The 23985-nt window shown below is 52.4% G+C and carries 19 protein-coding genes and 1 riboswitch; of the genes, 2 read left to right on the top strand and 17 right to left on the bottom strand.

From position 1 onward, the window contains the following. Position 1: 1 nt before the first annotated feature. The 6 genes from ACVA53_RS09570 to lptD form a co-directional block, all read right to left on the bottom strand. On the bottom strand, positions 2 to 820 hold the full coding sequence (locus ACVA53_RS09570) for a symmetrical bis(5'-nucleosyl)-tetraphosphatase (protein WP_446504965.1): 819 nt from the start codon (positions 818 to 820) through the stop codon (positions 2 to 4). A gap of 9 nt (positions 821 to 829) precedes the next feature. Then, positions 830 to 1213: a Co2+/Mg2+ efflux protein ApaG gene (gene apaG, locus ACVA53_RS09565; protein ID WP_255043024.1), complete on the bottom strand. Its 384-nt coding sequence runs from the start codon at positions 1211 to 1213 to the stop codon at positions 830 to 832. 82 nt (positions 1214 to 1295) lie between these two features. Continuing rightward, a complete protein-coding gene (gene rsmA / locus ACVA53_RS09560; RefSeq protein WP_255043025.1) occupies positions 1296 to 2108 on the bottom strand; it encodes a 16S rRNA (adenine(1518)-N(6)/adenine(1519)-N(6))-dimethyltransferase RsmA in 813 nt (270 codons plus the stop codon). Then, positions 2105 to 3097, bottom strand: coding sequence for a 4-hydroxythreonine-4-phosphate dehydrogenase PdxA (gene pdxA, locus ACVA53_RS09555; RefSeq protein ID WP_255043026.1), 993 nt, complete (start codon positions 3095 to 3097; stop codon positions 2105 to 2107). Before pdxA ends, rsmA begins: the two co-directional genes overlap by 4 nt. Further along, positions 3084 to 4388: a peptidylprolyl isomerase SurA gene (surA, locus tag ACVA53_RS09550; RefSeq protein ID WP_446504964.1), complete on the bottom strand. Its 1305-nt coding sequence runs from the start codon at positions 4386 to 4388 to the stop codon at positions 3084 to 3086. Before surA ends, pdxA begins: the two co-directional genes overlap by 14 nt. Before the next feature lie 65 nt (positions 4389 to 4453). After that, on the bottom strand, positions 4454 to 6814 hold the full coding sequence (gene lptD, locus ACVA53_RS09545) for an LPS assembly protein LptD (RefSeq protein ID WP_446504963.1): 2361 nt from the start codon (positions 6812 to 6814) through the stop codon (positions 4454 to 4456). 200 nt (positions 6815 to 7014) lie between these two features. Between lptD and djlA the strand changes: the two genes are divergently transcribed. Beyond that, positions 7015 to 7851, top strand: coding sequence for a co-chaperone DjlA (gene djlA / locus ACVA53_RS09540; RefSeq protein ID WP_446504962.1), 837 nt, complete (start codon positions 7015 to 7017; stop codon positions 7849 to 7851). Between the two features lie 118 nt (positions 7852 to 7969). Here the strand turns inward: djlA and ACVA53_RS09535 are convergent, their stop codons facing one another. The 3 genes from ACVA53_RS09535 to rapA all read right to left on the bottom strand — a co-directional run bounded on the left by ACVA53_RS09535 (position 7970) and on the right by rapA (position 12786). After that, complete coding sequence (locus ACVA53_RS09535) at positions 7970 to 8923, bottom strand: D-2-hydroxyacid dehydrogenase (protein WP_446504961.1); 954 nt, start codon at positions 8921 to 8923, stop codon at positions 7970 to 7972. Positions 8924 to 8994: 71 nt separating this feature from the next. Next, a complete protein-coding gene (rluA, locus tag ACVA53_RS09530) occupies positions 8995 to 9708 on the bottom strand; it encodes a bifunctional tRNA pseudouridine(32) synthase/23S rRNA pseudouridine(746) synthase RluA (RefSeq protein WP_255043032.1) in 714 nt (237 codons plus the stop codon). A gap of 159 nt (positions 9709 to 9867) precedes the next feature. Further along, complete coding sequence (rapA, locus tag ACVA53_RS09525; protein ID WP_255043033.1) at positions 9868 to 12786, bottom strand: RNA polymerase-associated protein RapA; 2919 nt, start codon at positions 12784 to 12786, stop codon at positions 9868 to 9870. A 346-nt stretch (positions 12787 to 13132) separates the two neighbouring features. Here rapA and ACVA53_RS09520 point away from each other — a divergent pair, with 346 nt between their 5' ends. Beyond that, positions 13133 to 14509: a PhoH family protein gene (locus ACVA53_RS09520; protein WP_446504960.1), complete on the top strand. Its 1377-nt coding sequence runs from the start codon at positions 13133 to 13135 to the stop codon at positions 14507 to 14509. 85 nt (positions 14510 to 14594) lie between these two features. On the opposite strand, the gene thiQ is transcribed toward ACVA53_RS09520, so the two are convergent. From thiQ to leuA, 8 genes are all read right to left on the bottom strand, one after another. Then, on the bottom strand, positions 14595 to 15314 hold the full coding sequence (gene thiQ / locus ACVA53_RS09515) for a thiamine ABC transporter ATP-binding protein (protein ID WP_255043036.1): 720 nt from the start codon (positions 15312 to 15314) through the stop codon (positions 14595 to 14597). After that, complete coding sequence (gene thiP / locus ACVA53_RS09510) at positions 15308 to 16903, bottom strand: thiamine/thiamine pyrophosphate ABC transporter permease ThiP (protein WP_446504959.1); 1596 nt, start codon at positions 16901 to 16903, stop codon at positions 15308 to 15310. The genes thiQ and thiP overlap by 7 nt, the downstream gene beginning before the upstream one ends. Before the next feature lie 13 nt (positions 16904 to 16916). Further along, a complete protein-coding gene (gene thiB, locus ACVA53_RS09505) occupies positions 16917 to 17897 on the bottom strand; it encodes a thiamine ABC transporter substrate binding subunit (RefSeq protein ID WP_255043038.1) in 981 nt (326 codons plus the stop codon). Positions 17898 to 18006: 109 nt separating this feature from the next. Continuing rightward, positions 18007 to 18106: riboswitch (TPP riboswitch) on the bottom strand. A 107-nt stretch (positions 18107 to 18213) separates the two neighbouring features. Further along, positions 18214 to 18996, bottom strand: a complete 783-nt coding sequence (locus ACVA53_RS09500; protein ID WP_255043039.1) for a DUF547 domain-containing protein — start codon at positions 18994 to 18996, stop codon at positions 18214 to 18216. A gap of 164 nt (positions 18997 to 19160) precedes the next feature. Then, positions 19161 to 19763: a 3-isopropylmalate dehydratase small subunit gene (gene leuD, locus ACVA53_RS09495; RefSeq protein WP_446504958.1), complete on the bottom strand. Its 603-nt coding sequence runs from the start codon at positions 19761 to 19763 to the stop codon at positions 19161 to 19163. Between the two features lie 16 nt (positions 19764 to 19779). Next, a complete protein-coding gene (leuC, locus tag ACVA53_RS09490) occupies positions 19780 to 21213 on the bottom strand; it encodes a 3-isopropylmalate dehydratase large subunit (RefSeq protein WP_255043041.1) in 1434 nt (477 codons plus the stop codon). Between the two features lie 23 nt (positions 21214 to 21236). Next, on the bottom strand, positions 21237 to 22325 hold the full coding sequence (gene leuB, locus ACVA53_RS09485) for a 3-isopropylmalate dehydrogenase (protein WP_446504957.1): 1089 nt from the start codon (positions 22323 to 22325) through the stop codon (positions 21237 to 21239). A gap of 2 nt (positions 22326 to 22327) precedes the next feature. Next, positions 22328 to 23878 carry a 2-isopropylmalate synthase gene (gene leuA / locus ACVA53_RS09480; RefSeq protein ID WP_446504956.1) on the bottom strand — a complete coding sequence of 517 codons (1551 nt, stop codon included), beginning with the start codon at positions 23876 to 23878 and terminating at the stop codon, positions 22328 to 22330. Between the last annotated feature and the right edge of the window lie 107 nt (positions 23879 to 23985).

Raw genomic sequence — 23985 nt, 5'->3', positions numbered from 1 at the left:
CCTATCTGGCATGTACCGGGCAGGCTTGCTCGAAGCGCGCGCCGTCTTCCCAGCGCAGCAGAGTCATGCTATTGCCCCATACGCAGCCTGTATCGAGGCCTATCACCTGATCGTCTTCATATCCCATCAGTGCCGCCCAGTGGCCGAAGATCATCTTCTTGCCTAGCTCAGGGCGCGGAAGGGTGAACCATGGCACTAGCTGGTTGCTAGCCGCTTCTTTGGGAGAGACTTTACACGCCATGTCGAGCCGACCATCCGGGTAACAGAAACGCATACGGGTAAAGACATTGATGGTATAGCGGTAGCGCTCGATACCTTGCAAGTCTGAAGACCAGTGATCGGGGCCATTGCCATACATATTCTTCAATAACCAAAGGTGGTTATCCCCTTGTAGTACTTGCTCGACCTCTCTGGCTTGCTTCTGGGCCTGTTTGAGGCTCCAGTGGGCAGGAATGCCGGCATGGGTCATGACAAAGGGAAGGGTTGGGTGCTCAGCCAGTAACGGTTGCTGACGAAGCCAGTGTAGCAATTCATCGCGGTCTGGTGCATCAAAGATTGGCTGAAGCTTGTCTTTGGTTTTGCTCTTGGCAATACCTTCGGCGACAGCGAGCAGGTGGAGGTCGTGGTTACCCAATACCGTTGTGGCTTGCTTACCGAGGCTTTTGACAAAACGGAGTGTTTCAAGCGAGAGAGGGCCGCGGGCGACAAGATCGCCGGTTAGCCAAAGTTCATCGTGTTGCGGATCGAAACCGGCAGTATCGAGAAGTTGGCGCAAGTCATCAAGGCAGCCTTGGATATCGCCAACAAGGTAGGTCGACATAATGATCCTTTAGTGGAGAATATTAGGCACTGACAGGCGAAATGGTGAAACTTCTGCGACAAACTCGTCACCGTTTTCATTGATCATGACGTAATGCCCTTCCATGACCCCGAGTGGCGTTTCAATAATTGTGCCGCTGGTGTAAGTGTATTCTTCATGGGCCGCAATGATCGGTTGCTCACCGACCACACCTTCTCCTTCAATCACCAGTTTCTTGCCATTGGCATCGGTGATCAGCCAGCGCCTACTGAGCAGCTGGGCTTGGCCAGTGCCTAAATTGGCAATGGTGATAGTGTAGGAAAAGACATAGCGTTGGTTGTCCGGTTCGGATTGCTCTTCGATGTAGTGCGTTACGACTCGGCATTTGATGGTTGGCGTCATGTTCGTTGTCATTGTTATGCATCCTTTCTTGGCAAGCTACCGGGTCTATGTCAAGAGCCCGGTAGCGAGGTCAATGTCACTGGCGCCTGCACATTTATTTGTTGTGATTTGCATCCAGCCAGTTTGCCATATCGACAAATTGTTCAAGCGTCAGGTTTTCTGGGCGCAGACCAGGGTTGATCCCCAGCGCTTCCAGCTGCTCGACAGTCAACAGTGCCTTGAAACAGTTGCGAATTGTCTTGCGGCGTTGGTTGAAACCTTCGCGGCAAACACGATCCAACCATTTAAGGTTAGTACATGGATATGGCAGAGTTTCATAGGGTGTGATTCGCACAACGGCAGAGTCAACCTTTGGTGCTGGTACAAACGACTCTGGCGGTACTTCCAGTACAGGCATTACTCGAGAGTAGTACTGGGCCATAACGGTCAGGCGACCATACGCTTTGCTGCCAGGGCCGGCTGCCAAGCGGTTAACCACTTCTTTCTGTAGCATGAAATGCATATCTTCAATATGCTCATGGAACGAGAAAAGGTGGAACATCAACGGCGTTGAAATGTTATATGGCAAGTTACCGAAAATGCGTAGCTTGTTGTTTTCTTTGATCAGCTGAGTGAAGTCAAAGCGCATTGCATCGCCTTCATGGATCGTTAGTTTATCACCAAGATCCGGATGATTGCGTAGGCGCTCGGCCAGATCACGGTCAAGTTCGATAACAGTAAACTTATCGACCATTTTGCCGACAGGCTCGGTGATCGCACCCAGACCCGGGCCGATTTCTACCAGGTTTTGGCCTGGACGAGGGTTAATTGACGATACGATACCGTCAATGATGTATGGGTCATTCAAGAAATTCTGACCAAAGCGCTTACGCGCGCGGTGGCCTAGGTGGACCTGATCGCTGCTCATGTTTGCTTTTCTACCAATTCAAGGGCGTGCGATAGCGCTGTCCAAAGGCTACCGGTGTCCGCCTGTCCGGTACCGGCTAGTTCCAGTGCGGTACCATGATCTACTGAGGTTCTGATGAAGGGCAGGCCTAACGTAATGTTGACTGATTTACCAAAGCCTTTGAATTTCAGCACTGGCAGCCCTTGATCGTGATACATGGCCAGTACCGTGTCGGCATCGGCCAGATATTTTTCCTGGAAGATGGTATCTGCTGGCAGTGGGCCAATCAGATCCATTCCTTCCTGTTGGCGGAGCTGCTCCAGCGCCGGACTGATCACATCGATCTCCTCGGAGCCTAGGCAGCCATCTTCGCCGGCATGTGGGTTTAAGCCACAGACATAAATCTTTGGTTCGGCAATGCCGAATTTGCTGACAAGATCAGCATGCAGGATACGGATAACCTGCTGTAAACGCTCTTCGGTGATGGCTTTGGAGACACTGGCCAGCGGTATGTGGGTGGTGACCAGAGCGACTCGAAGTCCTTCGGTTGCCAGCATCATCACGACCTGAGCGGTATTGGACTGCTGGGCAAAGAACTCGGTATGACCGCTGAACGACACTCCCGCTCGGTTGATCACTCCTTTGTGCACAGGACCTGTGATAACAGCAGCAAATTCGCCGTCCATACAGCCCTGTGCTGCACGTTCCAAGGTGCTTAACACATAATGCCCATTCAGCTCGTTTAGCGTGCCAGCCTCGACAGCCGCTGCCAGAGGCAGATCGGCAACCACCAAGGTGCCAGCCTGGTGGGGCTTGGCCGTTTGGCTGGAGTCATAGGCCTTAATCGCCAATGGCAAACCGAGCTGGGCTGCACGTTCTACCATAAGCTGAGCGTTAGCACAAATGACAAGTTGGTGCGGCCAATCTTGCTGAGCAAGGGCTAGCACCAAATCAGGGCCGATCCCAGCAGGCTCGCCAGGGGTTATCGCAATACGTTTAACCTTGGTCATTAGTACGTTCCGGCTGTTCTATGAAAGCGCCGGCACGCAGTTCCTGCAGCCAAGCCTGTGCTTCTTCGTTGAATTTACGGCTGAACAAGATGCGATAGGCACGGTTCTTCACGGCGGCATCGGTACGATCGACATCGCGGCGGTTAAGAACCTCGACAATGTGCCAGCCGTGAACCGTCTTGAACGGTTCGCTGATCATGCCTTCAGGCAAGGTTTCCACCTTATCCTTGAACTCTGGTACATAGAGATCAGGTGTTTGCCAGCCTAGTTCACCGCCGTTGGCAGCAGAGCCTGGGTCAGCACTCAGGGCTTGGGCGGCATCGGCAAAGCTACGCTCATCGGCCAAGATCGCACGACGGGCTTGCTCAAGCTGTTCCTGTGCACCTTCGTCGCTGAGGATCACCGATGTCTTCACCAGGATATGGCGGGCGTTGACCTCGGTAACCGAGACGGTCTCTAAACCATCAACCTGATTGATTTTTAAGATATGGTAGCCGACACCGCTGCGGAATGGCCCGACAATAGCACCGGTGCCCTGAGATTGGATTTGATCAGCAAAAATAGTGGGCATTTCTTCCTTGCGCATCCAGCCCCACTCGCCGCCCTGAAGGGCTTTAGGGCCTTTGGAGTAGCTGTAAGCCAAGTTGGCAAAATCGGCACCATCTTTTAGCTGGTTGACGATCTGCTGGGCTTCTTTGGCGACTTCATCACGTTCAACCGCCGTGGCTCCTTCTTCAACGCGAAGTTGGATGTGGCTGACGTTGTAGCGCACGCCCTGTTGTTCTTGCTGGCTGAGTTGACCTGCCAAGGTTTCAACTTCCTGCGGCAGGATGTTGATCCGGCGGCGCACCTGAATGGTACGGGCTTCACTGGCGGTCATATCGCGGCGCATTTGCTCGCGGAAAATTGAGAAGCTGATGCCATTGGCTGCCAGCGTTTGCTGCAACTGGCCCACTGTCATCTGCTGCTCAGCAGCCATTTGGTTGATGGCCTGATCAAGGCGGTTATCGTCGATACGGATCCCGAATTGCTCGGCCTGCTGGAGTTGCAGGGTCTCCATCACCAGTTTTTCCATGATCTGGTTAACCAGCACATCGTCCGGCGGAAGCGGTTGGTTCTGACCGGCGGCATTCATACGTACGGTTTTCAGCATGGCATCGACATCGCTTTGTAAGATCACGCTGTCATTGACGATCGTGACAATACTATCAAGTTGTTGCGGTGCGGCAATAGTGCCAGCAGAAAGGCCCAATAGTGCAATACCGAGCAGACTAGACTTCCAATTTTTCATAGTTCGTTTCCATCGGGCGCCGGGGCGCGTTGATTCTTGATGGGAAGGGCTGGCCCTTCCATCTATTAGTTATTGAGGTAGAAAGGGCGGCCGTAGCCAATCGAGTTATTGTCGCTGGTCGTCCCTATTGGGGCCAACCCAAGCCCAATCAGGCTGAACGAAATACTGAAGTTCTGCTCGTATTCTGTAGAGCTGCTCGATACGTTCGAACGTGTTTTTAAGTATTCGTTGTAGCCCAAGCTAATCATCCAACAAGACGTGCGGAAGTTCAGGCTGATCTGCCCTTCAAGCATCTGGTTTTCGGTCAAATCGTGGTAGTAATCACCACGCAGTGATACCCCGTCATAGATAGGGAAACCAGTCGAAAAACCAAGCTGTGAGATCCCGTCTTCGGTATAACGGTTTAGCTGGTCTTCGTCGAGGATGTTATCTAGCAGATACTCTTTCGATATATAACGGTAGTTGAGCTGGCTGAAGGTACTCCCCTCACGATACTCAATGGCACCATTGGCAAACTGGAGATCTTTTTTATTGGCGTCATACTGCACGCCGCCGTGGAAAAACAGCCAGTCATCGTAATTGAAATCAGACTCGAGTGCGGTTGCCGAGTAATTCGGGCTAGTTTCGTTATTACTATCCAGGTTTCGGCCCGATTCATTGAGGTAGAAGATTTGTCCTACTGCAATATTGAAACGTTCCTTGAATTGGTTATCGAAGTAGCGAGACGTTGCACCGATGGTAAACTGGTTGGCAGCGGCAATACGGTCGACACTGGAGTAGCGTTTGTCACGGAATAGTCCGTAGTAGTCTGTTTGCATCAAGGTGGTGTCGTATGCATCGTAAATGCCTTTTTGATCGACATCTTTGACATACAGGTATTGGACTTGTGGCTCAAGGCTTTGGGTGTAGCTATCACCCCAGATCAGTGTATCACGCTCGAGATACAAACCACTGTGCAGGCGGATACTCGGGACGGTACGCGAGACGCTTCCCTCTAGCTCAAGGCCTTTATCGGTGAGTTCCTGTGCGTTTGGATCAAAGTCCTGATTGTAATAGGTATACATCAGCTTAGCTTCGCTGGTCACCGACCACCAAGGCGTCGCATAAGGCAGTGTCAGGGTTGGCTCAAAATGGACGCGGTCCGCAGTCGGCTTGTCAGGATCGTCATTTTCAAACCGGCTGACATGGCTATTGAGCGAGAAATCCAATCCATACGGCATATCGTCATAATAGTAGTTCGCTTCTACCTGCGGCATCAGGCGGTAACTTGATGATACGCCAAGGGTTAATGGTTGAAAATCCCTGACTCGCAGGGTCGAATCCCAATTCCGATCGCGATAAGACACTTCGGCAGTTTGTAGCAGATTGTTGTCTTCTCGTTCACCAATACTGGAGTCGATATCGGAGAAGTAAGTAGGGTCACTGACCTTGCTGTAGTCAATCTCGAATAACCAGTGTTGGTTATACATACCATTGTGAGACCAGTTAAAGCCCCAACGCGGATCGTTGTCTGAGTCTTTTTGGTCATTGCCCAGGTATTCACCGGATAAACTACCTGTGCCTAATTCGGTTAAATACCGGAAGTCGGCGTTGAGCTGCAGGCCTCGATTACTCATGTATTTTGGCGTGATGGTCATGTCATAGTTGGGCGCGATGTTCCAATAGAACGGCGTCTCCAGCTCAAAACCATCACGGGAGCCATAGCTGACTGACGGGTAGAGGAAGCCGGTCAGGCGCTCATCACCAACAGGAACTCGCAGGTACGGCATGTAGAATACCGGGACATCAGCGACTTCGAAGCGGGCGTTGTAGAGATCGGCAAAGGGGGAGTCTGCTTCTCTTTCGATGCTGGTCGCTGAGAACTGCCAGCTTTTATCACCCGCTGGACAGGTGGTGTAAGTGCCGTTTTTCAGCCGGTAGTACGAGATACCGTTTTTGGTCACACGCTCAGCTTCGCCGCGGCCGGCTTCACAGGTCATGTTGTAGACGGCGTTCTCCAGCTGGGAGTCTTCAGTATCGAGGTTGCTCTTGATACGGTCAGAATACACCTCGATGGTGCCATCATGGAAATAGACGTTACCTTCGGCTGTGACAACATTTGCGGGTTGTTCGAGAGTCGCAATATCCGCGGCTACTGTGCGGTTGCCCTGACGAACGATGACATCACCGGTGTAGGTGACACTTTTGTTGTTGAGTGCTTCGGCTTGATCTGCGGTGACCTTGATCGGCTCATTGTTCGGATCGGCAGGCATCTGTTCGGGGGCGATACACACCCCACGGACCATCGCCAGTTCGTCAGTCTCATCACTGACCGCAGAGCCGCCGTTGGCATTCTCTGAGGCGGCTTGGTTTGCGTAAGCCACCGTCGGGCCGAAAAGTGCCAGGCTGATCATGGTCGCCAATAAGCTGCGGGAAGTAGATGACATCTAACTAAACGTTCCTGTAATAAAGTTTTTAGCGCATTTGTTATTGTAAACTGGGTTTTGACAAGCTTTCCCAGTCAATGCCAGCTATGATAATGCAAATTCTATCCGACGGCATCTTTTGGCTCATTTTTTGGCTTTTGCTATCGGGTGTAATGCATGAGAATTATTTCTAAATTTAGCAAATTACCAGAGAGTAGCGAATGCAGGTTTGGGGCAAAATACTTGGGGCATTTTTTGGCTTCCTCCTTGGCGGGCCGTTTGGTCTGTTGTTAGGTCTCTTTTTGGGCCATAAGTTCGATAAAGCGCGATCAATAGTTTACCAAAGGCGAAGTTTTGCGGGATTTGGCGGAAATCAGGCATCCAGCGCTGAGCGTCAAGCCGAATTTTTCCACGCCGGCTTTGCCGTTATGGGGCATGTGGCGAAAGCTAAAGGGCGAGTGACCGAGGATGAAATCCGAGTTGCCAGCGATATTATGGACAGGATGGGGCTTCATGGCGAATCGCGCCGTCAAGCTCAGAATGCCTTTCGTGATGGCAAAGAGGACGGTTTCCCGTTACAAGAAATACTTGGCAAAGTACGCGTAGGTTTTGCAGGGCGAGCCGATTTAGTGCAGTTTTTCCTTGAATTGCAAATTCAGGCTGCGTTTGCTGATGGCAGTTTGCACCCGAGTGAACGCCAGCTGTTACATGTTATTGCCCGTTCATTAGGTTTTTCTGAGCGTCAGCTAGAACAACGGCTGCGCATGCAAGAAGCGGCGTTTCGTTTCCAGCAAGGTAGCTTCAACCAGCAACAAGGTGGCTTCCAACAAGCCCCGACCAAGGATCAGCTTGCTGATGCCTATGAAGTACTAGGCGTGAAAGATACCGCCACCTCACAAGAGTTAAAGCGAGCATACCGCAAACAAATGAATGAGCATCATCCGGATAAGTTAGCCGCCAAAGGCTTGCCACCTGAGATGATGGAGCTGGCCAAGCAGAAGACCCAGGAGCTACAGGCTGCCTACGATCTGATCCGCAAGGAAAAAGGGTTTAAGTAGGGCAAGAGCGGGCGTTGCGCCTTAGGCACCGGAACTAGCAAAAGCAGGCTCTAGAAGCAGAACAAAGGCGAGATCGGCGATCTTGCCTTTTTACTCTCTCGTTAATGAAAACTCCCTTTCAAACCTGATTCTGTGGTTTACCTGCCGCAAACGCATTGAGATTGTCGATGAGTTGATTGGCCAAGGTTTGAATCGCACTATCTGAACCCCAGGCGACATGTGGGGTTAGCAACAAGTTTGGTAAGTGGCTATTGGCGATCAACGGGTTGTCATTGCCAGCTGGCTCTTCGGTGAAGACATCACATCCAGCACCAGCTATGTCTCCTGCGTGCAAGGCATCGACCAAGGCTTGCTCGTCGACTAATCCACCACGGCCGGTATTGATCAAGATTGCGCTGTTTTTCATTGTTTTTAGCTCATCGCGGCCGATAAGGTTGCGTGTCCCGCTATTGAGCGGACAATGCAGGCTGAGTACATCGGCTTGTGCCAATACCGTATTGAAAGGCTGGTACCCCTCACGGCTGCTTTGGGCTCCTTTTCTATCGGCAAAGATAACCTTCATGCCCAATGCTTGTCCAAGCGTTGCCATTGCTTGCCCCAATCCTCCACTGCCGATAAGTCCCAGCGTAGCCCCGCGAATATCTTTGATGGGATGGGTGAAAAAACAGAACTGATTTTTTTCCTGCCACACGCCTTGTTGAATATCTCGGTGGTAGCCCAACAGGTTGCGGCGCAGGGCGAACATCATGGCAACGGCGTGCTCAGGCACTGAGTCGACCGCATAGCCTCGGATATTGCACACGGTGATGCCATGCTCGTGACAATAAGCAAGATCGACATTGTTGATGCCGGTGGCGGCAATGGCGATCATCTTGAGTTTGGGGAGCTGGGCCAAAATAGCGGCATCCAGAATGACTTTGTTGGTGATGGCAGTAGTTGCATCAGCAAGGCGTTCAATAACCTGCTCGGGACGTGTTGCTGGGTATTGGGTCCAGCGGTGAGCAAATGTTGGCGATGGCAGGGAAATATGGGCCGGAATGGTATCCCGGTCAAGAAAGACAATCTGTTCCATGGCGAAAGTGAGGCTCAAGAGTCAAGGATAATGCACTCAGTACACACTATCCTTGGCAGCCAACTCAAGTCCTATGGTTTGGAATAGTGATCCGGTAGGGTCTTTTGCGGAGCTTCGGCAAAGAATTCACACGGCGCAAACAGATGCATCGGATCACCGCTACGCGGATGAAAGAAGCTCAGCTCCGCGGCGTGCAGTTGCAGGCGAAGTGCCATTGCCTTGGCGTCCTGATGGGCATAAAAGCCATCCCCCAGAATTGGGTGGCCTAAGGCGAGCAAGTGAACCCGCAGTTGATGTGAGCGGCCAGTGATCGGGCGCAGGCGCACCAAGCTGGTGTCATTGCTACGTTCGAGCACCTGATAGTGGGTCACCGACGGTTTGCCGTCGTCAAAGCACACCTTTTGTTTCGGCCGGTTCGGCCAGTCACAGATCAGCGGTAAGTCGATAGTGCCGCTATCTTGCTCGATGTTGCCAAATGCACGGGCGTAATACACTTTTTCGGTACGACGGTCCTGAAACTGGATTTTGATATTGCGCTCGGATTGTTTGTTCAGCGCGAGGACAATGACACCAGAGGTTGCCATATCAAGACGATGGATGAGGTTAGCATCGGGAAAATCAGCCCGAACTCGGGTATAGATACTGTCATGGAAGGCTGGATCACGCCCGGGGTTGGATAGCAGGCCCGAAGGCTTATTTACCGCAATAATATCGTCGTCTTGGTACAGGATATCCAACCAAGGATCTTTGGGGGGGTTGTAGTCAATCTTGGGCAGTGTGCTCATGGGGTGCAGGATCTACTAAAAAGGGCCAGTGAAAGGTCCGTGGTATTGGAAGGCGGCGATAATATCAGCAATGGCTGAGAAGGCAATATCCTTGACACCAAATTTGGGGGATATAAAAAAGCCGCCTGTGCAGGCGGCTTAATCTACCGTTGTTAGTGGTTAACCGTGGCTCACGACAATCAAGCGTAGCGAGTCCAGCTGGATTTGCGCTTTGGTGATATAGCCGGTGAGATCTTGGATTTGGGTTTCAATCAACTCCAGCTCGTCGTCACGGATATTTGGGTTTACTGCTTTGAGGGCCTGAAGACGATCCAGCTCGGCATGTAGTGTCGCTTCCATCTCTGCTTGGGCTGACTCACGGATCGTGACTAGCTCGCTGGCGACGACCTGCTCGGCGCTTTCGATCAGGGCATGGATATCTTTCTGTACCGAGTTGACCAGCTTACTACCAAGGTGGCGGTTAACTGGGCTGAGCTGACGGTTAAAGCCTTCAAACTCGACTTTGGCCGACAGGTTATTGCCTTTGGCATCGAGCAAAATACGGATCGGTGTCTTGGGCAAGAAGCGGCCGATACCGGACTGCTTTGGTGCTTGGGCATCGACTACATACACTAATTCCAGTAGCAGGGTGCCGGCTGGCAGTGCCTTGTTTTTTAGCAGCGATACCGCCGTGGTGCCAACACCTTCCGATAGCAGCAGGTCAATGCCACCTTGGATCATCGGGTGTTCCCAGCTGATGAAGTGCAGGTCTTCGCGTGACAAGGCGGTTTCACGCTCAAAGGTGATAGTACAGCCGTCGTAAGGTAGGCCCGGGTAGCTTGCGACCATCATGTGCTCAGAAGGCGTGACGACAATGGCGTTTTCGCCTTTGTCGTCCTGATTCAGGCCGATCGTGTCAAATAGACCCAGGGCAAAGTTTACCAAATTGGTATCACCATCTTTGCTGCTGATTTCCTCAACCAGTTTCTGGGCGTCATTGCCACCGTTGGAATGGATTTCCAGCAGGCGGTCACGGCCTTGCTCCAGCTTGCCTTTGAGCTCTTGGTGCATCGTGGCACTTTTCTCAACCAGCTCATCTAACTGGTCACCGTCTTGTTGGTTGCTGGCCAGAAGTTCAAGCAGATCGTCACTGAAGGCATCATAGATGGCACGACCGGTCGGACAGGTTTCTTCGAAGGCATTAAGGCCTTCGTTGTACCAGCGCGCCAGCAGGGCTTGTGAGGTACCTTGCAGGTGTGGGACATGAATTTCGATATCACGCTTTTGACCGATGCGGTCAAGGCGGCCGATACGCTGTTCAAGCAGATCAGGGTTGTTCGGTAGATCAAACATCACCAATTGGTTGGCAAACTGGAAGTTGCGTCCTTCCGAGCCAATTTCAGAACATAGCAGCACCTGTGCGCCGTCTTCTTCTTGGGCAAAGTAGGCGGCAGCCTTATCGCGCTCGATGATCGACATGCCCTCGTGGAACACGGTGGCACGGATCCCTTCGCGTTCGCGCAATGCCTGTTCGAGGATCAGGGCGGTTTGGGCACGGGAGCAGATCACCAGAACCTTTTCCTGGCGATTGGATTTAAGCATGTCCAGCAGCCAGTTAACGCGTGGGTCGAACTGCCACCACGTCGCTGAATCGCCTTCGAATTCTTGGTAGATGTCTTCAGGGTACAACAGCTTGAAAGCCTTTTGCTCAACACTCATTTTGCCACCCATCATCGCGGCGACACGCATTGCCGTTTGATACTGTGTTGGCAAGTCCAGTGGATACATGTTGAGGTGGCGCTGCGGGAACCCCTTGATGGCGGCACGGGTGTTACGGAACAGCACGCGGCCGGTACCGTGGCGGTCCATCAGGTTGTCGATCAGTTCGTGGCGAACCGTTTGTTGTTGCTCTGAGTTTGCATCATCGGCTTCAATAATACGGAGCATCGGCTCGATATCTTGCTCTGGTAGCAGCTCAACCAAGGTGTTCTTGGCTTCGTTGTCCAGTTTTTCACCTGACAGTAGTCGTGATACGGCATCGGCAACCGGGGCATACTGGCGCTCTTCTTCGACAAATGCTTCGTAGTCGTAGAAGCGGTCAGGGTCGAGCAGTCGCAGGCGGGCAAAGTGGCTTTCATGGCCCAATTGCTCCGGGGTTGCCGTCAATAGCAATACCCCCGCTGTTTTATCGGCTAGCTCTTCCACCACCTGGTATTGACGGCTTGGCTTGTCTTCACTCCACTCGAGGTGGTGGGCTTCATCGACAACCAGCAGATCCCAGTCGGCATCTAGCGCTTGCTCGAAGCGGCGGCGGCTCTTGCGCAGGAAATCCAGTGAACACAGTACGTATTGGGCAGTATCGAACGGGTTGGCAGAGTCGGCAAAGGCTTCAACACAGCGATCTTCATCGAAAATCGAGAAGTGCAGGTTGAAGCGGCGCATCATTTCGACCAGCCATTGGTGCTGCAGAGTCTCCGGCACCAAGATCAGAATACGTTCAGCACGACCAGACAGCACTTGCTGGTGGATGATCATTCCGGCCTCGATTGTTTTACCCAGACCAACCTCATCAGCCAGCAAGACTCGCGGGGCATAGCGACGACCCACTTCATGGGCAATGTATAGCTGGTGGGGGATCAAACCGGCGCGCATGCCGCAAAGGCCACGCAGCGGGCTTTTGTGCTGCTCATACTGGTTTTTGAGGGCACGGTAACGTAATGCAAAGCGATCCATGCGGTCAATTTGGCCGGCGAACAGTTTGTCCTGCGGCTTGTTGAAGCGGATTTGGTTGCTGAGGAAAATCTCACGCAGGGCGACGTTTTCTTCGCCGGTATCGGTACGGGTACCGATGTAAGTAAAAATGCCGCCGGTCTCATCGACCTGCTCGACCTTAAGTGACCAGCCGTCATGGCTTTCAACCACATCACCGACATTGAACATTACACGGGTCACAGGTGCATCATTGCGAGCATAAAGGCGGTTCTCTTCACAGGCAGAGAACATCAGAGTCACAGTCCTGGCATCGGAAGCCACGACGGTACCTAGACCCAGATCACTTTCAGTATCACTGATCCAACGTTGACCCAAAGCAAATGGCATAGTGGTTAAAACCTTCTAATTATTTGAAATTAAGGAAAATGCGAAGCCGATGCGCCAGCATTTATGAACTACACTCAAAGTAATACCGTACTAGATGGTATCCATCAGCTGCTGTTAGCAGTGGGTATTGGTATATAAGTGTAAGCCAGAATTCGCACCGGTAAAAAGGGGAGTAATGTTACTGCAACCCGTGAGCAAGGTCACGGTCATTGTGATAAGAAAGTACCAAACTGTAACTGTCACATTTATTTAATTATCTCCGGTCTTTAATAGTAACAACCCGTTTTTACGGGCACAGGAAAAACTCTGGTGGAAAACCCACCGTTTTGTTACCAAGGAGGTACCTATGGATGAAGCTGGTAGGAAAGTTTTCGTTCTAGACACCAATATTCTGCTTCATGAGCCCCTCGCAGTTTATTCCTTCAAAGAGCATGACGTTGTTATCCCGATGACCGTGCTCGAAGAGCTTGATCGCATCAAGGACAGTAAGCGGGATGTGTCCCGTGATGCCCGTGTTGCCATCCGCGCCTTAGAAGATATCTTCCATGACGCAACTCCCGAGCAAATTGCCGAAGGGATCCCACTTGGCCCCGAAGGTGGCGGACTTGGCAAGGTCTCGATTTTTGCCGATTACGAAGTCACCGAAACGGTCCATGCCTTTGCCGACAAAGCCGGGGATAACCGTATCCTAAATGGCGTGCTGTTTCTCCAAGCCCATTACGCACCGCGTGAAGTGGTTCTGATCACCAAAGACATCAATATGCGACTGCGTGCCAAAGGCGCCGGGGTGTATTTTGTCGATGATTACCGTACCGATCAGCTGATTGATGACGTCAAAATGCTGACCAAGGGGTTCCACAAGTTTAGTGGTAATTTCTGGGAGCGAGTCGGTGAGTGTTATTCGGAGAATAAGGGCCGCTCGACGGTGCATACCCTGCCGTCGGAGTTGTTCGAAGCACCGTTTATTAACCAATACTTAATTGATGAGGACAGTGATTTTGCCGGTCGGGTCCAGTCTATCGACGCCGGAACCCTGACCCTGAAAGATATCGGCCACGAACGCTTGCTTAGCCGGCAGGCATGGGGGATCCACCCAAAAAACATCTACCAGGGGATGGCATTTGATGCCTTGATGGATCCGAAGATTGATTTGGTGATCCTGACTGGCCCTGCCGGGTGTGGTAAGACCATCTTAGCCATGGCTGCGGCGCTGGAGCAGGTAATTGAAAAAGGAATGTACGACAAGATCATCGTGACCCGCAATACCCCTGAAATTGCCGAGTCTATCGGTTTCCTACCGGGCACCGAGGAAGAGAAAATGATGCCTTGGCTTGCGGCAGTCACCGATACCATGGAGGCTTTGCACAAAAACGATGTGTGTACTGATGGTTCAATGAAGTACATTTTCGACAAGGCTAATATTCAATTTAAATCGGTTAACTTTATGCGGGGACGCTCAATCCAGAATGCCTTTGTACTGCTGGATGAGTGTCAAAATCTCACTGCCTCACAGATCAAAACCATCATCACCCGCTGTGGGGAAGGCACCAAATTGGTTTGTTCAGGTAACCTAGCCCAAATTGACTCCAGTTACCTTTCTCCTGTTACGTCGGGCTTGACCTATATCGTCGAGCGTTTCAAGAATTTCGAAGGCAGTGCCAACATCTATCTCAATGGCGTTGTCCGCAGCCGGTTGGCTGAATTTGCCGAGGAGAACCTGTAGCGACTGCAGGTCCGGTCATTAACCCAATAGCAAAAGCGAGCCGTTTGGCTCGCTTTTTCATGTATGGTCGCTTTAATTTCTTGTTCTAATGGCCAAGGTATTGCGTGAGGGCGGGATCGCTCGGCGTAACCAAGATATCTTGGCTCGGGCCAAACACTTTCACCTGTCCTTGACAGATAAAGGCACACTTGTCGGCAATCTTCAGTGCATCCTCCGGGCTGTGGGTGACCATCAGTACGGTCGTACCCTGCTCTCGCGCTAGCTTTCTGACTAGCTCGAGCATTTCTTTGCGCAATGCCGGATCCAGCGCCGAGAAGGGCTCGTCGAGCAACAGCAGGGGGCGCTGACGGATCAGGCACCGCGCCAGTGCGACCCGTTGCCGTTGGCCGCCGGATAGCTGCTCCGGCAAGCGATCGAGGTAGCCTTGTAACCCTACTTTCTCGGCCGCAACAATAATGTCTTCTTTTTGTTCGTTGCTCAGCTTGAGTGCCGGGCTCAACCCGAGGCCGATATTTTCATAGACGCTCAGGTGGGGAAACAAATTATGCTCCTGGAACAAGATAGAGAGCGGGCGCTTGGCCGGGTGCAACTGCTCAATGGGGTGGCCGTTGACCGTGAGCTTGCCACTATCAGGGGCAAGAAAGCCAGCTACCATGGCAAGCAATGTACTTTTGCCTGCGCCGCTCGGGCCGAGCAGGGCAACGATATCGCCAGTTTCCACTTTGAGGTCGAAACAGAGCTGGGTGGATTGGCTTGATTGCTTGGGATGGTGGAAGCAATGTTGTAAGCGCTGCAAAGTTAACATGACGGAGTCCGGGTGATCAGTCTTTCGACCAAGGAGAAGAGACCAAGGCTAAGGGTAAGCAGGAGCAGTGCCGCTACGGCGGCCGCGTCCATTTGATAACTGCCGAGTAGCTGGAATAGATAGAGTGGCAGGGTTTGAAAGTCTTGGCTGCCGAACAGGGCAATGGCGCCCAAATCGCCAAGAGACAACACAAACCCGATAGCCAATGATTGGGCAAACGGCTTTTTCAAGGCTCGCCACTCCACCAGCATCAGCCGCGATAGTCCACGCATGCCTAAGCTCTGGCACAGGGGGTCATATTGCTGGGCCACATGGAGCATTGGCTGACTGAGGGTTTTGAGGACATACGGCAGTGCCATCAGGGCATTGACGGCAATGACCACCCAAAACGCAGCAGCAAAGGCATCGGTGAACTGGCGTAGCAACAGGAAGATCCCGGTACTTAATACCAGCCCCGGTGTAACCAGAATAATGGTGCCGATCAGATCCAAGCCGTCAGCCTGCCAGCGGCGGTGCTGGAGTCGCCATTGCCGACTGGTAAGGAGAATGGCCGTTCCTCCAGTCAGAGCCAGCACGCTGGCAATACTGGCAATTTGCAGTGAGTGTTGTACCGCCAACCAGAGTCCAGGGTTGCGCAGGGCATCAAGGGTCTGGCTATTAAGTCCGGCAAGGACAACGGACAACAGCGGGGGCAATACCAGCAGCAGAGCCAACCCTATCCAGCATCCATCCCAGCAGCGGCTGGCTAGGCTATCAAACTGACTTTGGCGCGGATTGGTGATGGATTGACTGGATGTTGCCAGTGGCTTGGCAAAGCGTTGGCTCAGTAATACCAAACTGCAGCACAGCAGCATTTGCCACAGGGCCAGTATGGCTCCACCAGCTAAATCAAAGTCATAGCGTAGGGCTTGGTAAATGGCCAGTTCAATAGTGGTGGCCTTAGGGCCGCCACCCAGCGCCATAATGACGGCAAAACTGGTAAAGCACAGCATGAACACTAGGCCGATGGCATGGGGTAGCTGCTGGCGTAGTCTCGGCCAGGCGACAAAGCGGAAGGTTTGCCAGCTGGACATCCCGAGGTGGGTGGATAGCTGGTGCTGCTCAAACGGGATCCCCTCAAGGCTTTGGACAAACAGCCGGGTCGCCAGGGGAAGGTTGAGAAACACATGCGCCAACAATATCCCCTGCAGGCCATAGAGCGAGAAGCTTCCCTGCCATCCTAGTTGAGCCAGTGCACTGGCCAGCAACCCATTGTTGCCGTAGATCGCCAACAGGCCGAATACTGCGACCAGCACCGGCAGTACCAAGGTCATGGCAAAGATCCGCATTAGCAGGGCTTTGCCTGGGAATTGCCGGCGCGATAGGGCATAGGCAACAGGAATGGCAGGCACAATACTCAGCAGTGTCGAGAGCAGGGCTTGGGTAAAGGAGAAACCGGTAATATGCCGCAGGTATGGATCATTCCAAAGTAAGGCAATATCAAGATCACTGGCTTCATTGATCAAGGCGGCAAGGGCCCCGAACACGAGAAAGAGAATGAGCCCGGCAGTCATCAGGCCGGGCACCAGTTGGGGGGTACGTGCGTTCAAAAGTGAGTGCCCGCTACTTGGTCAGTGCTTGTTGCCACTCGCGTACCCAGCTTCTGCGCTGCTTGGCAACATCCTGGGCAGAAAACTCCAGCGCCTTTGCGGGCAGGGTTAGCACGTTGAATTCAGCGGGCTGCGCGACATTCGTCACCGGGTACATCCAGTTACCCGTCGGGATCACGGATTGGAACTCTGGGGTCAGGATAAAGGCCAGAAACTGATCGGCCAGTGCCTGGTTAGGGCTGCTTTTCAGTTTGGCGGCAACCTCTACTTGCATGTAATGCCCTTCACTGAAGTCGGCTGCTTTGTATTTGTCATCCTGCTCGGCAACTAAGTGGTAGGCCGGGGAGGTGGTGTAAGAGAGCACCATATCGGCCTCGCCCTTGAGGAACATGCTATAGGCTTCAGACCAACCTTTGGTGACCGTGACTGTTTTCTGTGCCAGTTGCTGCCAAGCGTCTGAGGCTTTATCGCCATAGATCGATTTCATCCACAGCATCAGGCCTTGGCCCGGTGTCGAGGTACGCGGATCTTGGTAGATGATGCTCAAGTCATCACGGTTGACCAACTCATCCAAACTCTTGGGTGGGTTCGCCAGCTTGGTGCTGTCATAGACAAAGGCGAAGTAGCCGTAGTCATAAGGAACAAAGGTGGTGTCGCTCCATCCGTTTGGCAGAGTTAACTTGCTGGTATCAACCTGATGCTCAGCCAGTAGTCCTGTTTTCTTGGCTTCGGCGATCAGGTTGTTATCAAGGCCAAGCAATACATCGGCTTTGGTGCGCTTACCTTCAAGGCGAATGCGGTTGAGGATGGATACACCATCATCAAGCGCGACAAATTCCAAATTACATTCGCACTGTGCCTCAAAGGCTTTTTCGATCGCCGGACCCGGTCCCCAGTCTGAGGCGAATGAGCTGTAGGTGTAAACCGTCAGGGTATTGTCCACGGCCAATGCCGGAGCGGCAGCCAAGGTTAGAAGAGGGAGTAATTTTTTCACTATGCGCTCCTGATGCTCTTGCGTCCGGCAAGAGGAATAAAAATCGTATGAGCGGCACAGGGTTGAGCATAAGGCTGGCATCATGCCAGCCTCGCGGGATAACAAGGCATACCGTATAGAACTCAATTCCTACGCCAGCATTAACTGGATCAGGTTCTGTGGGTTTTGCCTTAGCAATCTCAGCGACAAGCGCTCCCCAATGAGAACGCTGATTATTGTAATGTGCTGAGGTACGGGTTGCCAGTAGGAACATTCTTTTATGCTAACCCAGATATCGGATGAGCGGCGCGTTGGCTGTTTGTTGCTCCAGAAGGGGCTATTTTGCATCATTGAGTGACCAGTTGTAGTCATAACTGACATTGCCTAGCGTAACCTGTGCCCCCTGCCGGTATTGGTTGATGTGTTTTTGAAGTTGAGATTGGTTACCAAAGTCACTGCCGTACCAGTCATAAATTGAAGAAAGTGTGGTTTTGCCGCTTTGTGGGTTCACGCCTTTACGGCTGTTGATAAAGCGTACGGCTGACTTTTCCAGCAGGCGTTCGTTGTTGCTGGCGGTGAATGCGTCTGGCTGGAGATCCGGGCAGCCTAGGCTGGCACAGTTGACCACATAGTGGATACGCGGGTCACGCCAGATAGGCCGTAAGATACGGTGCTCGATATCATTGAGGGAGAGCGTTTTGCCATTAATTGTGAGTACTTGCTCATCCCATGGTCCAAAGCTGAAGAAGCCACCCAGTTTGGTGATGGACGTAATAGGGTAGTTATCGAGGATCAGCTTAACCGTTTGGGCATTGTAGAGATTTACCCAGTAGGCAAATTGCTCGTTACGGTTTAGCTGGTGCGGATCGAGTTTGGTAAGATCGCGCAGGTAGCGATCCAGTTCATACTTGTCACTGTCCGTTACCCGGCCATAGCGGAACAAGGTTTGGTTTGGCTGGACGACAAGGTATTTATCGAGCAGGCGCTGCCAGCGGTTATGATCAACCGTTTGTGAATTGGTGGTGGCGTATTGCTGCCAGTAGGACCATAGATTGGCCTTGGGGGCTGCAAAGGCGCTGGCCGATAGCAGGATAAACAGCAAACTGACAATAAAACGCATAGGGGATCCTCTGTGAAACATCATTGTCTGAAGTGGCGACAAGATTCTTGGCTATCATTAGCTTAGACGACCCGGTAGGGAATGATTTTATTGCAAAAAAGACAAAATAAAACGCCCCTAGCACAGGCTTGGGGCGTCATTTTTTACCGTTAAGGTATGCTCGGCTAAGCTAGGAACGCTGGGATGTTACGCTCATAGTCGGCAACCTTGTCTTCATGTTGCAAGGTTAGACCGATATTATCCAGACCGTTTAGCAGGCAGTGGCGGCGGAACTCATCGATTTCAAAACCGTACTGCTTGCCGTTGGCTGTTACCAGCATCGCTTCTAGATCAACGGTGACCTCAGCACCTTCGCTGGCTTCGACGTATTGGAAGATCTCATCAACGTCCTGCTCGGTCAGGCGTACCGGCACCATCTGGTTGTTGATGGAGTTACCGTAGAATATATCGGCAAAGCTAGGCGCAATCATAACCTGGATACCGTAATCGGCCAGTGCCCATGGTGCGTGCTCGCGCGAAGAACCACAGCCAAAGTTTTCGCGCGCCAGCAAGATGCTTGCCCCTTGGTAGCGTGGGGCATTCATGATGAACTCTGGGTTTGGCTGCTCGCCAGCATCATCAAGGAAGCGCCAGTCATGGAACAGGTGCTTGCCAAAACCGGTACGGGTGACCTTTTGCAAAAACTGCTTAGGGATGATGGCATCGGTATCGACGTTGGCTGCATCCAATGGAACGACCAGTCCGGTATGTTGTTTAAATCCTGTCATTGTTTCGTTCCTTCTCTTAAGCCGTCACTGCAACGTTGTCTAGTTCGCGGATATCAACAAAGTGGCCAGCACAAGCGGCTGCCGCAGCCATCGCAGGGCTGACTAGGTGGGTACGTCCGTCGCGACCTTGGCGGCCTTCAAAGTTACGGTTACTGGTTGATGCGCAGCGCTCGCCCGGACCTAGGCGATCGTTGTTCATCGCCAGACACATTGAACAGCCTGGTAGGCGCCATTCGAAACCGGCTTCGATGAAAATCTTATCCAGTCCTTCTTTTTCAGCCTGGGCTTTCACTTGCTCCGATCCCGGAACAACCAGTGCCTGCACGTTTGATGCAACCTTGCGGCCTTTGGCAATCGCTGCTGCTGCACGCATATCTTCGATACGTGAGTTAGTACATGAGCCGATAAAGACTTTATCGATTGCAAAATCAGACAGTTTTTTACCTGCTTCCAAACCCATGTAAGCCAGTGCTTTTTCAGCCGACGCCTGCTCTACCGGATCGACAAAGTCAGCCGGGCCTGGGATGGGTTGGTCGACAGCAATGACCTGGCCTGGGTTTGTCCCCCAAGTGACCTGCGGCTTGATGTCTTTGGCATCTAGGGTCACAACCGCATCGAACTTGGCATCGTCGTCAGTCTTTAGCGTCTTCCAGTATTCGATAGCCGCGTCAAGATCGCCGCCGGTCGGAGAGAACTTGCGATCCGTGATGTAATCGAAGGTCGTTTGGTCCGGAGCGATAAGGCCTGCCTTGGCACCTAGCTCGATGGCCATATTACAGACCGTCATACGGCCTTCCATGGTAAGATCGGTAATGGCTTCACCACAGAACTCCACTACGTGACCAGTACCGCCAGCAGCGGTGGTTTTGCCGATGATAGCCAGCACGATGTCCTTGGCCGTAATGCCCTCAGCCACCTTGCCTTTGACTTCGATCTTCATCGTCTTGGCACGGGCTTGTTTTAAGGTCTGGGTTGCCAGTACGTGCTCGACTTCCGAGGTACCGATCCCGAATGCCAGCGAGCCGAATGCGCCGTGGGTGGCGGTGTGCGAGTCACCACACACAATCGTCATGCCCGGCAGGGTGATGCCGAGCTCAGGGCCCATGACATGGACGATACCTTGGTATTTGTGGTTCAGATCGTAAAGGGTGACACCGAACTCTTGGCAGTTCTTGGCCAGTGTTTCCATCTGGATGCGGGCCATTTCGCCCGAGGCATTGATGTCCTTGGTTTGAGTCGAGACGTTGTGATCCATGGTGGCGAAGGTTTTGCCGACTTGGCGTACCTTGCGGCCTTTTTCACGCAGACCATCAAAGGCCTGCGGTGAAGTCACTTCATGTACCAGATGGCGGTCGATGTACAAGATCGGGTTTTCGCCTTGGGCGGCAACCGCAACATGGGCATCATAGATTTTTTCGTATAGCGTCTGAGGCGCTTTAGTATTAGACATTGCTCATTTGCTCCTTGCTGCGATTAGGCTTGGCGAACGTACTGGGCTATCTTATCGCCCATTTCGCTCGTGCTTAGTGCTGCGCTGTTACCCGCTAGGTCAGCGGTCAGCTCACCGGCTTCCAGCGCTTGCGATACGGCCTGTTCGATAGCGCGTGCAGCGGGCTCTTCGCCCAAGCTGTAACGTAGCATCAGGGCAGCAGATAGGATCTGTGCCACCGGGTTGGCAATATTCTTTCCTGCGATATCTGGCGCTGAGCCACCTGCAGGTTCGTACATACCGAACTTATCTTGGTTCAGGCTGGCTGATGGCAGCATCCCCATGGAGCCTGTGATCATCGCGCACTCGTCCGAGATGATGTCACCGAAGATATTCGAACACAGCATGACGTCGAACTGCGATGGATCTTTGATCAGTTGCATCGTCGCATTATCAATGTACATGTGGTTCAGCGTGACTTCTGGGTAGTCCTGCGCCACTTCTTCTACCACTTCACGCCACAGGATAGAGCTCTGCAGCACGTTGGCTTTATCGATGGAGTAAACGTTCTTGTTACGTAGCATGGCTGATTCGAAGGCAATACGGGCAATACGTTCGATTTCGTAACGGTGGTAAATCTCGGTATCGTAAGCTTTCTCTTGCGGGCCTTCCCCTTCGCGGCCTTTCGGCTGGCCGAAATAGATACCGCCAGTTAGCTCGCGTACCACCACGATGTCGAAGCCGCGCTCGGAGATATCGGCACGCAGTGGCGAGAATGCCTCAAGGCCACTGTGGATCTGTGCCGGACGCAGGTTGCAGAACAGCTGGAAGTGCTTGCGCAATGGCAGCAATGCGCCGCGCTCAGGTTGATCGTTAGGTGGTAGGTGCTCCCATTTCGGGCCGCCCACTGAACCGAACAGGATGGCATCTGAGGCTTCACAGCCTTTCATTGTAGCCTCAGGCAATGGACAACCATGGTTATCGATGGCGATACCACCGACATCGTACTCGTCGCAGTCTAGGGTGAAACCGAATTTCTCTTGTACAGCGGCCAATACTTTGTGGGCCTGCTGCATAACTTCTGGGCCAATACCGTCACCCGGTAGAACGGCAATTTTATATGTACCTGCCATGGTTATACTGTCTCCATTTGGGATTTCTGTTTAATTTCTGCAATTTGATCGGCGCGATAAATACTGTTTATCACGTGAATTAGTGCTTGTCCTGACGCTTCGACAATATCGGTCGCCAAGCCTGTACCGTGGTACTTGCGGCCTTTGTAGTTGGCGATGATGTCGGCCTGACCCAGACCATCTTCCCCTTCACCCTTGGCGGTAAGATCGAACTTGTCCAGTACGATTTCATAACCGGTAAGGCGATAGATACATTGGTATAGTGCATCGACAGGGCCGTTACCGACAGCGGCTTCGCATTTTTCCTCATCACCACACTGCAGCTTGATGCTGGTGGTTGCCATCACGCTACCGGATTGCACACTTAGGTAGTTGAGTTTGAAGAAGTCATCTTCGTCGCGCAGGTTGGCAAAGTGCATCAGTGCTTCAAGATCGTAATCGAAGACTTGGCCCTTGCGGTCGGCTAGCTTCAGGAAGTCGGCGTATAGGTCATCCAGGTTGTATTCGTTTTCGGTGTAACCCAGTGCATCCATGTGGCTCTTCACCGCGGCGCGGCCTGAACGCGACGTCAGGTTCAGCGCTTGGTTCTTCAGGCCAATCGACTCGGGTGTCATGATTTCGTAGGTGTTCTTGTTCTTCAGCATGCCGTCCTGATGGATACCCGACGAGTGGCTGAAGGCATTGGCACCCACGATAGCCTTGTTGGCTTGTACCGGCATGTTGCAAAGTTGGCTGACCATCTTGCTGGTGCGGTGGATCTCATCGTGTTTGATGTTGGTGTGTACACCCAATAACTCAGCGCGGGTTTTGATGATCATGGCGATCTCTTCTAGCGAACAGTTGCCCGCCCGTTCGCCCAATCCGTTGATTGTTCCTTCAACCTGGCGGGCACCGGCTTGCACCGCAGCCATCGAGTTGGCAACCGACATACCTAGGTCGTCGTGGCAGTGCACCGAGATAATAGCCTTGTCGATATTCGGGACGCGTTCGAACAACTGGCTGACGATGCCGCCAAATTCACTCGGTAGGGTATAGCCAACAGTATCAGGAATGTTAATGGTGCTGGCACCGGCATTAATGGCTGCTTCCACCATCCGACATAGGTTATCAATTGGAGTTCGGCCTGCATCTTCACACGAGAACTCGACATCATCGGTGTAGTTGCGGGCACGCTTAACGGCGGCGACACCCATTTCTATCACGTCATCGTAGCTGCGGCGCAGTTTGTCCTGAACATGGACGGTGGAAGTAGAAATAAAGGTGTGGATCCTAAATGCCTCGGCCACTTTCAATGATTCGGCTGCGACATCAATGTCTTTGGCGACTGCGCGAGATAGGGCACAGACTCGGCTGTTCTTGATGTGTTTGGCAATGGTTTGGACCGACTCGAAGTCACCCGGAGATGAAACCGGGAAGCCAGCTTCGATGACATCTACCCCGAGGCGTTCAAGGGCATAAGCGATCTGCAGTTTTTCTTTTACCGTCAGGCTGGCGGATAGCGCCTGTTCACCGTCACGTAACGTGGTATCGAAAATGATGACCTGATCTTTCATTGCTACTTCCTTTCTTTGGCTGCCGGTATTGGCATTATCTGCATCCGCTTGCGCTGGCCTGTATAAGAAAAAACCCGCGCTGACTGCGCGGGTTTTTTGAATTCTTA

It is taken from the genome of Photobacterium sp. DNB23_23_1 (assembly GCF_052873815.1).
This window is presented reverse-complemented; position numbering and strand designations above follow the sequence as displayed.

Bases quoted from the DNA above. Each gene is read 5' to 3' on its own strand.
- ACVA53_RS09570 (WP_446504965.1), bottom strand. From the start codon at position 820: ATGTCGACCTACCTTGTTGGCGATATCCAAGGCTGCCTTGATGACTTG.
- apaG (WP_255043024.1), bottom strand. From the start codon at position 1,213: ATGACAACGAACATGACGCCAACCATCAAATGCCGAGTCGTAACGCAC.
- rsmA (WP_255043025.1), bottom strand. From the start codon at position 2,108: ATGAGCAGCGATCAGGTCCACCTAGGCCACCGCGCGCGTAAGCGCTTT.
- pdxA (WP_255043026.1), bottom strand. From the start codon at position 3,097: ATGACCAAGGTTAAACGTATTGCGATAACCCCTGGCGAGCCTGCTGGG.
- surA (WP_446504964.1), bottom strand. From the start codon at position 4,388: ATGAAAAATTGGAAGTCTAGTCTGCTCGGTATTGCACTATTGGGCCTT.
- lptD (WP_446504963.1), bottom strand. From the start codon at position 6,814: ATGTCATCTACTTCCCGCAGCTTATTGGCGACCATGATCAGCCTGGCA.
- djlA (WP_446504962.1), top strand. From the start codon at position 7,015: ATGCAGGTTTGGGGCAAAATACTTGGGGCATTTTTTGGCTTCCTCCTT.
- ACVA53_RS09535 (WP_446504961.1), bottom strand. From the start codon at position 8,923: ATGGAACAGATTGTCTTTCTTGACCGGGATACCATTCCGGCCCATATT.
- rluA (WP_255043032.1), bottom strand. From the start codon at position 9,708: ATGAGCACACTGCCCAAGATTGACTACAACCCCCCCAAAGATCCTTGG.
- rapA (WP_255043033.1), bottom strand. From the start codon at position 12,786: ATGCCATTTGCTTTGGGTCAACGTTGGATCAGTGATACTGAAAGTGAT.
- ACVA53_RS09520 (WP_446504960.1), top strand. From the start codon at position 13,133: ATGGATGAAGCTGGTAGGAAAGTTTTCGTTCTAGACACCAATATTCTG.
- thiQ (WP_255043036.1), bottom strand. From the start codon at position 15,314: ATGTTAACTTTGCAGCGCTTACAACATTGCTTCCACCATCCCAAGCAA.
- ACVA53_RS09500 (WP_255043039.1), bottom strand. From the start codon at position 18,996: ATGCGTTTTATTGTCAGTTTGCTGTTTATCCTGCTATCGGCCAGCGCC.
- leuD (WP_446504958.1), bottom strand. From the start codon at position 19,763: ATGACAGGATTTAAACAACATACCGGACTGGTCGTTCCATTGGATGCA.
- leuC (WP_255043041.1), bottom strand. From the start codon at position 21,213: ATGTCTAATACTAAAGCGCCTCAGACGCTATACGAAAAAATCTATGAT.
- leuB (WP_446504957.1), bottom strand. From the start codon at position 22,325: ATGGCAGGTACATATAAAATTGCCGTTCTACCGGGTGACGGTATTGGC.
- leuA (WP_446504956.1), bottom strand. From the start codon at position 23,878: ATGAAAGATCAGGTCATCATTTTCGATACCACGTTACGTGACGGTGAA.